This is a genomic window from Candidatus Neomarinimicrobiota bacterium, assembly GCA_018651745.1.
Taxonomy (GTDB): domain Bacteria; phylum Fidelibacterota; class Marinisomatia; order Marinisomatales; family TCS55; genus JAAZYX01.
Genome location: JABIDL010000040.1, coordinates 1 through 14213, shown reverse-complemented (window position 1 = coordinate 14213; position 14213 = coordinate 1). Strand labels below are relative to the sequence as shown.

12 protein-coding genes are annotated in these 14213 nt (G+C 40.7%); 3 read left to right on the top strand and 9 right to left on the bottom strand.

All coding sequences use genetic code 11. The features are described from left to right. Positions 1-3: 3 nt before the first annotated feature. From HOD97_07535 to HOD97_07525, 3 genes are read right to left on the bottom strand one after another with little or no spacing between them, the layout of a single operon-like run. The gene (locus HOD97_07535) at positions 4-1152 is read right to left on the bottom strand and encodes a hypothetical protein (protein MBT4281446.1); all 1149 of its coding nucleotides are present in this window, start codon (positions 1150-1152) and stop codon (positions 4-6) included. Continuing rightward, complete coding sequence (locus HOD97_07530; protein ID MBT4281445.1) at positions 1149-2435, bottom strand: DUF1343 domain-containing protein; 1287 nt, start codon at positions 2433-2435, stop codon at positions 1149-1151. The genes HOD97_07535 and HOD97_07530 overlap by 4 nt, the downstream gene beginning before the upstream one ends. Then, a complete protein-coding gene (locus HOD97_07525; protein MBT4281444.1) occupies positions 2428-3843 on the bottom strand; it encodes a sodium:solute symporter in 1416 nt (471 codons plus the stop codon). The genes HOD97_07530 and HOD97_07525 overlap by 8 nt, the downstream gene beginning before the upstream one ends. A 115-nt stretch (positions 3844-3958) precedes the next feature. Here HOD97_07525 and HOD97_07520 point away from each other — a divergent pair, with 115 nt between their 5' ends. From HOD97_07520 to HOD97_07510, 3 genes are all read left to right on the top strand, one after another. Further along, complete coding sequence (locus tag HOD97_07520; GenBank protein MBT4281443.1) at positions 3959-5515, top strand: DASS family sodium-coupled anion symporter; 1557 nt, start codon at positions 3959-3961, stop codon at positions 5513-5515. A gap of 3 nt (positions 5516-5518) precedes the next feature. Further along, entirely contained in the window at positions 5519-5845 is a 327-nt protein-coding gene (locus HOD97_07515; protein MBT4281442.1) for a hypothetical protein, read from the top strand. Positions 5846-6038: 193 nt separating this feature from the next. Continuing rightward, a complete protein-coding gene (locus tag HOD97_07510) occupies positions 6039-6446 on the top strand; it encodes a GFA family protein (protein MBT4281441.1) in 408 nt (135 codons plus the stop codon). A gap of 124 nt (positions 6447-6570) precedes the next feature. Here the strand turns inward: HOD97_07510 and HOD97_07505 are convergent, their stop codons facing one another. From HOD97_07505 to polA, 6 genes are all read right to left on the bottom strand, one after another. Next, a complete protein-coding gene (locus HOD97_07505) occupies positions 6571-8184 on the bottom strand; it encodes a DEAD/DEAH box helicase (GenBank protein ID MBT4281440.1) in 1614 nt (537 codons plus the stop codon). 19 nt (positions 8185-8203) lie between these two features. Continuing rightward, positions 8204-9319 carry an alanine racemase gene (alr, locus tag HOD97_07500; GenBank protein MBT4281439.1) on the bottom strand — a complete coding sequence of 372 codons (1116 nt, stop codon included), beginning with the start codon at positions 9317-9319 and terminating at the stop codon, positions 8204-8206. A 4-nt stretch (positions 9320-9323) separates the two neighbouring features. Beyond that, complete coding sequence (locus tag HOD97_07495) at positions 9324-9785, bottom strand: hypothetical protein (GenBank protein MBT4281438.1); 462 nt, start codon at positions 9783-9785, stop codon at positions 9324-9326. Next, entirely contained in the window at positions 9782-10531 is a 750-nt protein-coding gene (locus HOD97_07490; protein ID MBT4281437.1) for a hypothetical protein, read from the bottom strand. Before HOD97_07490 ends, HOD97_07495 begins: the two co-directional genes overlap by 4 nt. Continuing rightward, positions 10528-11454: an ABC transporter ATP-binding protein gene (locus tag HOD97_07485; GenBank protein ID MBT4281436.1), complete on the bottom strand. Its 927-nt coding sequence runs from the start codon at positions 11452-11454 to the stop codon at positions 10528-10530. The genes HOD97_07490 and HOD97_07485 overlap by 4 nt, the downstream gene beginning before the upstream one ends. A 128-nt stretch (positions 11455-11582) precedes the next feature. Next, positions 11583-14213 (bottom strand): DNA polymerase I (gene polA / locus HOD97_07480; protein MBT4281435.1); only part of this gene is annotated, 2631 nt, incomplete at its 5' end.

Sequence of the window (14213 nt, the reverse complement as noted above, 5' to 3'; positions counted from 1 at the left end):
AATCTACCACATCTGCGTATAGCTTGTAATGCCAACCCACAAAGCTGTCGTATTAAATTCGTTTCTGACGAGAAGCGGCATGGGAAATATCAGACCAACTTCCAATTCAAAAGGAATCGGACCAATTTTTTTTATAGGATTTACATTTTGATAACGGACAGTCACGAATTGTCGAATCCTAGTTCGCCTTGTACTGTGGATGAGGCTTCCCTTCACCTGTCTGTATTCCATCCAACTATCCCAGGTCGAACTGTTAGACTTGAAAAAATCACGTCCGGTGAATTTCCAATCCATTCCCGCTTCTACAATTATCATTTCCTTTAACACTTCGAATCGCCCCGAAAAATTCCCTGAAAATGTATTTCCACGTCTGTATAGATGTTTTGATCCAATCATGGTAGCCAAACTATCCGGATTTGATTCGTCAAATCCGACAAAAGACAGCGACGAATTCACCTGTTCCTGGGAAAATGCTGCATAATGCATATTCCAACGAAGCGTGGACATCCTTCCAAGAATCTTCCGATAAAATTCACCGCCCAGCGATAGTGTATACTCCGTAAGCCCGTGTCCAATGGGAAGCTCGTAAAATTGCATCGGAATTCCGCTCGTATCCACCGAGCCCGGTTCGTACGGACCTAATCGTTCCGCTGTCGGAAGAGTTACCGAAACGCCTCCATAAACAGAAACAGCGCCTTTCCCCGACCACGTTGGTATTCCAACCAAATTAACTTGCAGCCCAAGAGAAACATCGCCGACGCCGGAATTTGACCGTGATGATGGGTGAAATCGACTAATAATGGAATCTGGCGACAGACCCGCAGTATCCGATGGGCTAACGGAAATCGTCATTTTTTCCTCAAACCTGGAAATATACGGAACTGAAATGGATATATTCATTTTATCAGATAAACCGTAATCAATCTGCGTTGTAGTTTTATTTCCGCTGCGCGACCGCATTTCATTGATCTTCCAAATTTGGTTGTTCCATAAGGATTGCATTCCGTTGATTCCATCTTCTCCATCCGGGCCCTTCCAATTCCCATTAAACATATCATTTATCACACGAATTCGCCACACACTTTGCGGAACTGACAAATGGGTTTGCGCCATCAATGCAGAAAAATAAAACAGGATCAGCCCAACTTTCATTCGTAGAGCAAAAACCTTTCTCTAAACTGGTTAAAACGAAATACATCATGATTCCACTGAGGGGGTAAATATTCAGGTGGTTTTTCTTGGGCTGTAAACGTTCGCAATAAACTAGTTCCGAATAATTTATCAATATAACCGTCCCCTGTCCACTGGAATTCTCTAGGATATAATCTGCTGGTCAGAATAATGAGTGAAGTCGCCGTTCGAAGTGGATCGAACTTATTTCGGTCTGTGATGGAAATATCAACGCCGCTGCAATACGTACCTCCGTGGCGAGGAAGGATCTTTTTTCCCGTACCGTCATCCGGCTTGTAGCGCACTGAGCTTACCTTTATTCCCGGCAAATTCTGCGCAATCAATTTATCCTTCAAATGTTTTCCCGATAACCATGGCGCGCCAAATCTGAAATACGGTTTATCTGTTCCAAATCCGATATTCAAATTGGTTCCACGTGCTAAAGAAAAACCAATGTATCCTACTACAGTTTCGAGAGAATCAAGATTTGGTTGTGGCGGAACCCAAGGTAATTCTGTATTGTCAAACCACATATTTCGTTTCCAGTTTCTGAGGGGAATAATAACCAGATTGGCACGTGCAAGATCTTTCACCCAGCCCATTTCGTTTACCATAAGTGCAAATTCGCCAACCGTAAGACCGTGCCTAATCGGAACCAAATGATAGCTTTCGAAAGATTGGTACGCCGTTCGAACCACGGGACCATCTACACGATCACCGCGAATCGGATTGGGTCTGTCCAATAACAAAATGGGAACATCAAAATCGCTGCAGGATTCCATGATTTTCGAAATAGTTGTGATGTAAGTTGTATAACGAACGCCTGTGTCTTGAATATCAATCAAAACTATGTCCACATCGTCCAACACCCAGCGAGGTGGTTTAATATATCTACCCCACAAATCCACAATTCTTGCACCGGTTACAGGATCAAATGATTTATCCCCGATCATCCGTAACCTATCGTCATCGGTTCCGAACAACCCATGCTCCGGCAGAAAAATATATTTAACATCAACATCCTCGATATCATTCAAAATTTCAAGAATGTGTCGACCGTTTCTATCGACGCTCGCCTGATTGCATAATACTGCAATACTGCGTCCTTTTAGCGGACGGTAATCCATTTGCGCAAGAATATCCAATCCGGTATAGACGCGGTTCGTAAAGGATAAATCCGGAACTTTGACAACTCGAGTATGTTCGAATTCCTGAGCATTTAAACTCATTACTGTTAAAGCAAGACTGACAATGAGTTTACGCATGATAATTTTTGTTGAGATTCATTTTTTTAATGATGAAATGCGAAAGGAAAGCTAATACAAGATTAGTGATGACAGCAAAACCGATAAACCATGTCCATCCAATGCCGGTTGTTTTTAAATACAGAACAATGGCGAGGCTTCCAATGAGTCCAATGATTGCGCTAGCAGGATGGATTTTCGTATTGAATTTGGAAAGAAGAAATAACCCAAGCAATCCTCCATAAGTAAAGGATGCTACCTGCAATCCAAGTTCAACCAAAGCTGTATCGCTTTCATCAAAAAGGACTGCCATTCCTACCAAGACTATCGCCCATCCAAAAGATACCTGTTTCGCAAGATTTAGGGATTGTTTTTTTAACCAGTCTGTCATGGTGGAAGATGCAAGCGAATTGATTGAAGAACTGAGTGTGGACATTGCAGCAGAAAGAACTCCGGCAAGCAGAATTCCTTTTAATCCTATGGGTAGATGCTGGGTGATAAAAACAGCGAATTCCCGATCTTTTGTGAGCTCTATCCCTTCTAGATATTGAAACAGCATCGAACCGACAAGAAGAAAAAGTGAAAATTGAAAGAACACAAAAAATCCGCTGCCAATCATAGCTTTTCTTGCATCCTGAAGCGACCGGCATCCGAGCACCCGCTGGACCATCATATAATCCGAACCATGGGACGCAAATGATAAGAGTGTGCCTCCGAAAAATGCACTTGGGAAAGCCCATGCATTCATGAACGGATTGCCTTCTCCCCACCGCAGAATATTCATTTTTCCGGCAGAAAATAAATCTGAAATCATCTGTCCAAATCCAATTTCCATTGCATTTAATATGAAAACAATGGATATCATGGCGCCGGCCAAATACAAAAAGAATTGAAAAGTGTCAAGCCATACAATCGTTCGAATTCCACCTAAAAGTGTGTATGAAAGAGTAATGATTCCAATAATCAGCACAGCTGTTGTAATTGACCAACCTGTTATTGCTTGAACAATGACTGCTGTCGCAAGAAACCTGACACCATCCGCAAGCACCCGAGTAAATAGAAACACTCCTGATGCTATTTTTTGTAACCCGGAGCCAAATCGGTCACCAATTATTTCATAAATAGATTGAACCCCTTTTTCAAAAAATGATGGGAGTAGAATAAAACTAACTAAAATCCTGCCTACTATGAAACCAAAAGCTAACTGAAGAAAAAACCAATTGTCGCGATACGCAAACCCTGGAATACTCACAAAAGTTAATACAGATGTTTCGGTAGCAACGATTGATCCCATTGCTACAACCCAGGGAATGGTTTTGCTGGCAAGGAAATAATCTTCTGTCGTCCGGTTCAATCTGGCTTGCCATAGGCCAAATCCTGTCATCGCTGACAAAAAGAGAATGATTATAGTTGTGTCTAATGGATGAATGTGCGACTCCTAATGCTTCATCTAATTTACACAATCTGCTTGGAGGTTTTCCGACCTTTTTATCGGGTAAACTCTTGCAGAATTCCTGATTTATAGGCAGTTTTACCATATCAGCATGGATTCTGTACTCCCTAATAGTAATTCTGGCGGTTTCGCAAAAACCACCGATTTCAAATGGCTCGGTGTCGGCATTATCATTTTTTCCTTATTGTCGCTCATGCCAACTCCAGATTCTATGCTCGTTACTGCCCGTGAGCTATTCGGTGCAGACCTCAATGCGGAATTCCTTATACAAAGGGCTCAGAATATGAAAATTATTCTCGCTCTCTTGGGTGCATGTACTATCTTTTTTGCAACCGAAGCAATTCCGATGCCGGCTGTAGCGCTTTTAATCGGGCTCGTTCAACTCTTCTTCGGCATAACAGACCCATCGCATATTGTTGGAACCTACGCACATGATGCGGTTTGGTTTATTGCAGGATCACTGGCGATTGGTGCAACCTTGGTGAAATACGGATTGGATAAACGAATTGGGATGTTAGTGGTTAAACTATCCGGAACTAAAACTCGAAACATCGTTTTTGGGCTTTTGCTTGGCACCGCAATTCCATCTGCTTTTATCAACGAAGCATCGATAGCTCCCATGTTCGTTCCGATCGCACTTGCTCTATACACCATGACGAATAAAACTATTCCTGCACCACGTTTGGGAAAATTGCTCATGATGTCGATCGCTATCGGCTGCATGGTTGGTGCACCGATGAGTCCCACAGGCGGAGCACGAAATGCTATCATGATTGGATTTCTCGAGGATTTCGTCAGCCCGAATATTACATTTTTTGAGTGGATGAGAATGGGTGTTTTCTATACTGCCATCATGTCAGTAATTATGGCATTTCTACTTCCCATACTCTTTAAACCAGAAGTGAACGATCTTTCGGATGCTGTAAATGTCTTGAAAAAAGACCTCGAAAAACATGGTAAAATGACTCGAAAACAATGGCTGGTTGGCGGGATTATGATGCTGTTGATATTTATGTGGATCACAGATAAATCGGTCACCGCTTCCATTCTTGGATTTCCATTAGGTCTTGGTGGTGTGGCAATTTCCGGGGCAGTTTTATTTATGCTTCTTGGGCTGACATCGTGGAAAGATTATGAGGAAAATGTCAGTTGGGGAGTCATCATTTTGTATGCAGGAGCAATCAGTCTTGGGTCTGTATTTAAGGCAACCGGCGCTGCAAGATGGCTTGCCGATAGCCTCATTGATATCATGGCGATATTTGGTATCAGTTCAGGGTTGCCTCTTATATTAGTGGTGATTTTAATCGGAGCATTACTTACAAACTTAATGAGTGCCGGAGCTACCGTAGCAGTCATTGGACCTGTAGTTCTCGAGATGGCACAAAGTTCCGGAACCAATCCAATTTTAGTGGGCGTCGGGCTCGCTATTTCTACTTCGCTTGCCTATTGGCTCGTAATCGGAACACCAGCAAGTTCTATCGTATATGCCAGCGGACAACTGGATGCAAAAGACTTTATTCGAATGGCAACCTTTGCATGGCCGGTGGCTATCATGGTGATGATCGCTATGGTAATTTTTTGGTGGGCCGGTGTCCTGCCATATGATTTTGGAATCGATGTGGTGCGAGTTCCCGCTTTAGGAGGCTAAAATATGTATCCATTAATTATCGTAGTTATCGTAATAGTTTTGATTGTTTCCTTTCTCATAAGCAACCAAGAACAAACTAAAGTTGTAGAAGAAGAAAAAGAAATAGTTCAATCAGAAAAAAAAGGATGGGCACAGGAAGAAATTATAGAATTAGGCGAAATAGATTCCCGAAAAAATTCAATGCTTAATATGATTGAAACTGCTTTTCCTAATGACCCGAAAAAAACTAATACAATGAAGGAATTAATTCAAGATTGGGCGAAAATGAAAAAAAAGATTTTCAACGATAGACGTTCTTGGGTTAGGAAACCGGATGAGGATGCGGATTAAAGATTTTTCACCACCGAGACATAGAGATTAATATTTTTACATTTTGTTTCCAATTGTTTCTTCATCCCAAGTATATAGACTTGGATCTAGTTCCTTTTTTTTCCAATGTGGATAAATCCAAAGGGGATTAAGTTGAATGGAAACTTTGCGTCCCGCAAAATACAAGTACAAAGAAATTTATAGGAATTAGATTATGCTAACAGGAAAATGCTATTGCGGTAAAATCAAGTACGAAATATCTGGTGATCCCATGACAGTTGTTCACTGCCATTGCGGCAACTGCAAACGATCAGTTGGCGGGCCGTTCACCACGTGGGTAGTTGTTAAAAAATCTTCATTTTTTATTATTTCTGGAAATTTGAAAACTCACAATACAAATGAAAAAGTGGATCGCGGATTTTGTGATAACTGCGGATCTTCCATTACCTACAATCCCCTGAAATCAGATACCATAGATATTAGCGCCGGAACGCTGGACGATCCCGATTCAGTCTCACCCAAAAAGCATATCTGGGATCGGAAACGGATAAAGTGGATTTCGATGGATGACGATCTTCCTCATTTTTCTGAGTGGAGTCAGAATGCGGAGCCAATCGAATAAACCAGTAAATCGGTTACTCATCGTTTGGTTTTGATTAATCCCGGGCAAAAGCCCGCATTGTAAATGCTGGGAAAAAGGTAACCGTTTTAACGATTAAATTCAGAGGATCAAATCCTTATAAAATTCATCTCTTCTTCTTTCTCTTCTTTTTCTTTGATTTTTTAACATGAGAAATAAGCGGTCTTCCTCTTTTCTTTTTAAAACTGACAACGATTTTTTCGGCCATTTCAAACGGGACGGTCATAAACGAAAATGAATCCATAATTTGAATATCGCTTATATCCTTCGCTTTCATGGACACTTTACTCAATACCAAATCCACCAGCTTTTTTGCGTTAATTTTATCTTTCTTTCCCATGGCGACAAAAAGTCTGGTTTTTCCCTGCTGATCCAGATTTTTTCTTTTCGTATTCAAATCTGCAATATCACCATATGATTTAGGGTTTAATGATTCTTCAAAACTATAATTCAAAACAGCGGCTAAAATTTCTGTATGGTTATTTTCGCCGAGTAGCTCTTTTGCCCAATTGTAATAATCTGCATGAATGGTTTCTTTATTAATAGAAGCCAAATTTTCATCAATCTTTTTCCTTTTGGCATTGATGATATCTTCAACTCCAGGAATGGCAGATTTTTTGATATCCGAACCAGCCTTCCGCTGGATAAACATCAGCCTTGAATATTCATTCGGTGTAATAAATGTAATGGCAGTGCCTTCTTTTCCGGCTCTCCCTGTCCGGCCGATTCGATGGACATAAGCCTCCGGATCCTGCGGAAGCGAATAATTAATAACATGCGTTAAATCGTTTACATCAATTCCTCTTGCGGCAACATCGGTGGCAACAAGAATATTGATTTTTTTGCTCTTAAATTTGTTCAATGTTCGCTCCCGCTGCGGCTGGGAAATATCTCCGTGAATGGCTTCAGAATCATATCCTCTATCCGCTAAATGGGTTGCGATTTTATCCACATTTATTTTGGTCCTACAAAATACAAGTCCATAAAAATTATCTTCAATATCAATAATTCTGCATAGTGCGCCAAATTTATCGGCCACTCTTACTTCAAAATAAATTTGCTCGGTGAGATCGGTTGTCAGCTGCACTTTTTTTGCAGTTAACAATTCATAACCATCCATATATTTTTTGGCAAGACTCTTAATTCTATTCGGCATAGTTGCAGAAAATAATAATGTCTTTTTGTCAGGATTTGTGTATTCAAATATTTCTTCCATATCGTCAATAAACCCCATATTCAACATTTCATCCGCCTCATCCAAAATGAGATGCTCGATTTTGTCCAACTTAAGCGTTCTCCTCTTAAGATGGTCTATCACTCTCCCCGGCGAACCGACAACAATATGGACACCTTTCTTTAACCTCCGTAATTGTTGATCAATGGATTGTCCACCGTAAATAGGCACCGTTTTGATATCCTTTTCGCCTTTTAGCGAAGATATTTCTTCCGAAACCTGGATGGCCAATTCTCGTGTCGGCACCAATATCAGAGCCTGCACATCCTTGATATCCGCACGTATCATTTCAATTAAAGGAAGACCAAACGCTGCTGTTTTTCCCGTTCCTGTTTGAGCCTGCGCAATGATATTTGAATCATTCTTCAGCATAAGGGGAATGGTGAGCGCCTGAATTTCTGTCGGCTCTTCAAAACCCTTTTTATTTACTGCTGACAGTATTTTGCCAGACAAGCCAAGGTCATTAAATGTTATATTTTTTTTCATTTTAATCTCTTTAATTTATTTAATTTGATCGGGAGTAATTCCGTTCTGTCCTGCCCTGTATGGCAGTGAGCAGTACATAGGGCGTTGACTCAATCGCCGTTGCGATCTCTTCCACGCGAATTGAATCTGTTTTATTCTCTCCAAAAAATAGGACATCTTCTCCAACTTTCACATCATCATTTTCAAAATCCACCATAAGTTGATCCATGCAAATACGCCCTGCGATTGGATATCGTTTTCCATGATACGAAACACTGCCGCCATCGTACCACGGACGCGGGAATCCGTCGGCAAAACCGGTTTGAATAACACCGATATTCGTATCCTTTTCCGCAGACCATACGCCGCCGTAAGACACTTGTGTTCCGGCGGACACGCAGCGTACCTGCACAATCGACCCGCGAAATTCCATGACGGGTTTAATGTCAATATCAGCCGGCACTTCATCCGAAGGAAATGCGCCGTACAGAAGCATCCCGACGCGGACTAGGTCAAAACCGGATTTCGGAAGATTCAGTACCGAACCGCTGTTGGAAAAATGTTTTATCTTGAATTTTAGTCCAAGCTTTTCCGCCATCCCCAAAATAGAATTGAATTGGTGTAACTGATCCTTAGCATACCCAAGGTCGCCTTCATCGGCAGTAGCATAATGACTGTAAATTCCCTCACATTGAATCCCGTTTGCTTTCTTCATTTTTTTCAGAATAGGTTCCGCTTCCTCCATCGCGATTCCAAGGCGCGTCATTCCGGTATCCACTTTGAGATGCACTTTCGGCGATTCGCCATTTTCGGCGTGGAAGCCAATTACAGTATCCAAATCATCGGAGTGCGATATATTTAAGGTGATTTTTCTATCAACCGCTTCTGCTAGAAAATCCGAATGCAATCGGCTGAATACGAAAATATCATCCGTAATTTTTGCATCCCGAAGTTCAATCGCTTCCTCGAATGTGAAGACGGCAAAAGAATCACAGCCATCACTTGCCAGCGCCTTGGCGCATTCCACCGCACCATGCCCATACGCGTTTGCTTTTACTACCGCCATAATTCTGCGCCCGCCTATGTATTCTTTCACAATTTGGTAATTATGGACCAGTCGATCGAGGTGAATAATTGCTTTGGGTCCGATGGTCATTTTCTCAATGGTAGGTTTTTTCAAGGTGGATTTTTAGTGCATCAAATGAGTTGAAAACTTCGGTACTGCAGGAAAAGATCCAGCCGCTCAAATCTTCCATCGGAATTGTATTGATGAGATAAACCGGAATGCCAAAATGATACGCAAGTGTCACTTCACCGTGCGTGCCACCGCCTTTCATCACAGATTCATCCCAAAGGCAAATGACATAATCTGACTCCTCAATGACTCCACGAATATCTCTCGCGATCAATTTGCGGATGAAGTGTTTATATTTTTTCGAGTCGGAAATTTTCCAATCCCTATAATCTTCTGCATCATGTTCCGTCACTATTTTCGCGGACTCCACCACAGGGTCCACGACATCGTGCCCCAAATTTTCCGCGAGCCATTTCGTCATATCTCTTCGCCAGTCCGCACCATCGTCGACAGCATGCTCCATCCCGCCTGAAAGGTATGCCTTCATTGGTTTAATGTTCGTTTGAGAATGAACCCGTTGAGCAAAGTCCAAAATCCTGCTACAATAATTGGGCCGAATAGAAGTAGCCAATCAATATGATGTAAAAATAAAATGGAATGAAAACATTGGACAATCACTGAAGTCGGAATGAATTTCAAAATTTGACCCACGGAATCAGGATAAAATCCTAATTCGAACAAGAGCCCAGATCCGAATGTAATTAAAATAAAAAGCGCTAAAATAGATAACATGAATAATGACGTTCGATTAATAAGCAAAGATAGTGTAACGATTGAATTAGCCAATACAAAATTGAACACACATGAAAACGCAATCATTATGAGATAATCCATCAAACCAAACGAAGTTTGCAACAATGTCAATAAAACGCCTACCGCTACGACGGAAAAAAGAATTGATTCTGCAAGACTCGTAAGGATGAGGCCTGTCACCAATCCTGTTTTGGAACTGGGTGATAATGTCAAATTCAATAGGACTCTGCCATGAATGCGTAGGTCAAAGAAATCTCGAAATAATATCGGCATAATCACGAAGGAACCACTCAGTACTACAAATCCCGGAAAAACCCACTCGCCGTACGGAACGTGGTTTCCACTTTCCCGGATAATTGTATTGAGCACCATAAAAATCATAACATATAATAATATGGGAAACATCAGGGAAAAACCGATGGTCGAAAAAAGACGATTTTGAATTAGCCACCATCTTCGTTTGAAAAGTGCAACAATCATTCTATTTCATCGCGGGTGAATTGAAAATCAAGTAAATCCCGTAACCCAAGTTTTTTAATGGTTACATCCGTCATAACATTTTCTGCCGCAAGTCGAATAATATCAAAAAATACGCTCCTTGATCGACCATAAAACTGAAATACATTTTCGGTTCTACTTGGGTTAATAACTTTAGATTCGGTTGAAAGAAGAATGTATAATTGATCTGTTAATTGTTCAAATTCGATACCAAACTGGTGGTATTCAAACGTACTCTCAAGCAGTTTTTCTAAGCTACCATCCAAAAGAACCCGTCCGTTCTCTAACATAATAATCCGATCATGAGCCGCTTCAACTTCTTCCAAAGATTGACTAACATATAAAACAGTTTTCTTTTTTCGAAATTCTCGAAGCAGGTTCCAAGTTTCCCGCTTTCCGCGTGTATCCATAAATGTTGTAGGTTCATCAAGGATTAATACAGTTGGATCATGAGCAAGTGCTCGAACTAACATCGTTTTTTTCTGAATTCCTGGCGATACTTTTGACGCCGGATTGTGTAGAAAATCAGTAAGATTCAATGCTCGGGAATACACGGAAATTTGATGGGTAATTTTGTCATTATCTGCACCAAATAAGAGACCGGAAAATCGGATATTCTCTTCTAAAGTGAGCCAAGGATCCAAATCAATTTCGTGCGGAACAAAACCCAGCATCATGCGCGTTTCTTCACGGCGATTTTTTGCGTCCAACCCGTGAATAAAAACCGACCCAAATTCGGGATTATCTAAACCTGATAAAATTTTCAATAATGTACTTTTACCGGATTCATTGTCACCAATAATTGCAACTATGGTTCCTTTTTCTATTCCAAAGGTTAGCCCGGCTAATACGGTTCTGTCACCGATAGTTTTTCCAACTTTTTTGAGTGATATACTTGCTTCCATTTTTTAAGCCACGGAGTGAACAGAGTTGATACTATTTTTTTCTTCAATCATTTTATGTGTTGGAAATTTTTAGTAATACAATATAACTAAACAATTTTTCCGATTCCGATTTCTAATTCCTAATCCAATTAATGTGCTTCAAACCACGAGTCTCCCACTCCTGAATCTACTACAATTGGAATATCCAAAAGGAGCGCATTCACCATTTCTTCCACAACCATACCAATCAAATCATCCACTTCTGCTTTGGGAGCTTCAAACATGAGTTCATCATGAATCTGGATAACCATTTTTGACTCCATCTTCTTTTCTTTGAGTTTATGATGAATTGCAATCATCGCCAGTTTAATCATTTCCGCGTTGGTTCCTTGAATCGGCATATTAATTGCCATTCGTTTTGCCGCCTCTCGATGCATATGATTATTGCTATCAATGTCCCAAACCGGGCGACGTCTTCCAAGCATCGTTTCTACATATTTATTTTCTCGCGCATAATCCAACGTTGATTCAATATAATTTTTTATTCCAGCGTACTGGGTGAAATATGCATCAATGATCGCCTGCGCTTCGTTCCTCGGCACACCGAGTTCTTGGCTCATTCTAAAAGGTCCTGCTCCGTAAATCAAACCAAAATTTACGATTTTAGCTGACCGCCTCATTTCCGGAAGAACATCATCAATTTTTACACCAAAAATATCAGATGCAGTTCTGGAATGAATGTCTTCCCCTTTTTGAAAACCATCGATAAGCGAAGGATCTTTACTGAGGTGTGCCAAAATCCTGAGTTCGATTTGGGAATAATCGCAGGAAACGATTCGCCACCCTTTTTTTTCTGCTCGAAATGCTTTGCGAATTTCTCGGCCTTCTTCTGTCCGAATGGGGATGTTTTGAAAATTTGGATCACGGCTCGATAATCGTCCTGTGGCAGCAACTGTTTGGCTAAAAGTACTGTGAATTCTTCCTGTTTTTTCATGAATCAATTCCGGAAGAGCATCTATATAGGTGCTTCGCAATTTATTCAGTTTACGATATTCAAGAACCAAACCGGGAAGAGGATGATCTTGTTTAAGGTGTTCCAAAACTCGCTCGGCCGTTGACCGTTTTTGAATTTGTTTGAGTCCCAAGATATCAAACAGAATTTGCCCCAACTGTTGCGTGGAATTCACGTTGAATTCGGTTCCGGCTTCTTTTTGAATATCGGCAACAAGATTATCAATTTTCTTGCCCATTTCCTTTGACATAGATTTCAAATGTTTCCCATCCACAAATACACCGTCGTATTCCATTTGCGTGAGCACCGGAATGAGTGGTAATTCTACAGAATGAAAAAAGTTTTCTAATTTCACCTCTTTTAATTTTTTCTGAAATATTTCGGTAAGCCGGAATACGATTTCTGCATCTTCTGCGGCATAAAATGATGTTTTTTCCAATGCTACCTCAAACATAGAAATCTGCTTTCTGCCCGTTCCAATTAAATCTTCAATAGGCACCATTCTATAATTCAGATATTCCAGACTGAGGTTATCAAGTTTGTAAGATCGAAGTTCGGGTTTTATAAGATGGGCGGCAATCATTGTATCGAATTGGATGCCTTGAACTTGCACGCCATGATTGCGAAGAATTAATGTATCAAATTTGATATTTTGTCCCGTTTTTGCAATGGAACCATCTTCTAAAACAGGAGTAAGCACTTTCAAAACTTCTTCGAGATCATCATTGCCAAAATTCGACTTTTCCTTTTCTTTATAGCCAATAGGAATGTACCAACCGGAATCCGCTTTAATTGAAAAACTGAGTCCAACAATTTCAGCTTTCATGGGGATAAGAGAATTTGTTTCGAGATCAATCGAAATTAATTTCGCCGACCGAAGTTTTTTTCCCAATGCTTCAAGTTGTTCATTGGTTAAAATTGTTGCATAAGATTTATTTGACTCTTCAGCAGTGGGTGCTGTTGCTTCCTTTATTCCTTGCACCTGATTCAACAATGCGTGGAATTCGAGTTCCTTAAAAAGATTTTTTACTGCCTCGCCATCCGGTTGTTTACGTTTAAATAAATCCATGTTCGAATCAATATCCATATCCGTAACAATGGTGACGAGATCTTTGCTTAAAATTGCATTTTCACGCCCTTCTAGAAGCCCGTTTCGGACGCGTTTGTTAGAAACATTTTCTGCATTCTCGAGTGCAGCTTCTAGTGATCCATATTCCATTAATAATTTTTGAGCTGATTTTTTTCCCACGCCTGAAACACCGGGAACATTGTCCGAAGAGTCGCCCATTAGACCGAGCATATCAATCATTTTTTCTGGCGGAATACCCCATTTCTCTTCGACGCTCTGTGGATCGTAAATCTTGATTTCACCGCGACGGCCAGAAGGAGCATACAAAAAAACATGTTCATTGATGAGCTGCATAAAATCTTTATCACCGCTAACGATATACACATCGAGTCCTGCTTCTTCCCCTTTTTTTGTAAGAGTGCCAATAATATCATCCGCCTCAAAACCCGGTTTTACGATACGCGGGATATTTAACACGTCGAGTAATTCCCATAGGTACTCCAATTGGGATTGTATTTCGTCGGGCATTTTTTCCCGAGTTGCTTTGTATTCAGGGTATTTTTTATGACGAAACGTTTTTTCTTTCGCATCAAAAGCTGCTACGAGGTAGTCCGGATTCTCAACTTTAAGCAAACGGAATACTTGATTTAAAAAACCGAATAATGCACTGGTATGTTGCCCTTTGCTGTTGATGAGCGG

Bases quoted from the DNA above. Each gene is read 5' to 3' on its own strand.
- HOD97_07495 (MBT4281438.1), bottom strand. From the start codon at position 9,785: ATGAAGGCATACCTTTCAGGCGGGATGGAGCATGCTGTCGACGATGGT.
- HOD97_07485 (MBT4281436.1), bottom strand. From the start codon at position 11,454: ATGGAAGCAAGTATATCACTCAAAAAAGTTGGAAAAACTATCGGTGAC.
- HOD97_07505 (MBT4281440.1), bottom strand. From the start codon at position 8,184: ATGAAAAAAAATATAACATTTAATGACCTTGGCTTGTCTGGCAAAATA.
- HOD97_07520 (MBT4281443.1), top strand. From the start codon at position 3,959: ATGGATTCTGTACTCCCTAATAGTAATTCTGGCGGTTTCGCAAAAACC.
- HOD97_07515 (MBT4281442.1), top strand. From the start codon at position 5,519: ATGTATCCATTAATTATCGTAGTTATCGTAATAGTTTTGATTGTTTCC.
- HOD97_07490 (MBT4281437.1), bottom strand. From the start codon at position 10,531: ATGATTGTTGCACTTTTCAAACGAAGATGGTGGCTAATTCAAAATCGT.
- HOD97_07535 (MBT4281446.1), bottom strand. From the start codon at position 1,152: ATGAAAGTTGGGCTGATCCTGTTTTATTTTTCTGCATTGATGGCGCAA.
- HOD97_07530 (MBT4281445.1), bottom strand. From the start codon at position 2,435: ATGCGTAAACTCATTGTCAGTCTTGCTTTAACAGTAATGAGTTTAAAT.
- HOD97_07510 (MBT4281441.1), top strand. From the start codon at position 6,039: ATGCTAACAGGAAAATGCTATTGCGGTAAAATCAAGTACGAAATATCT.
- alr (MBT4281439.1), bottom strand. From the start codon at position 9,319: ATGACCATCGGACCCAAAGCAATTATTCACCTCGATCGACTGGTCCAT.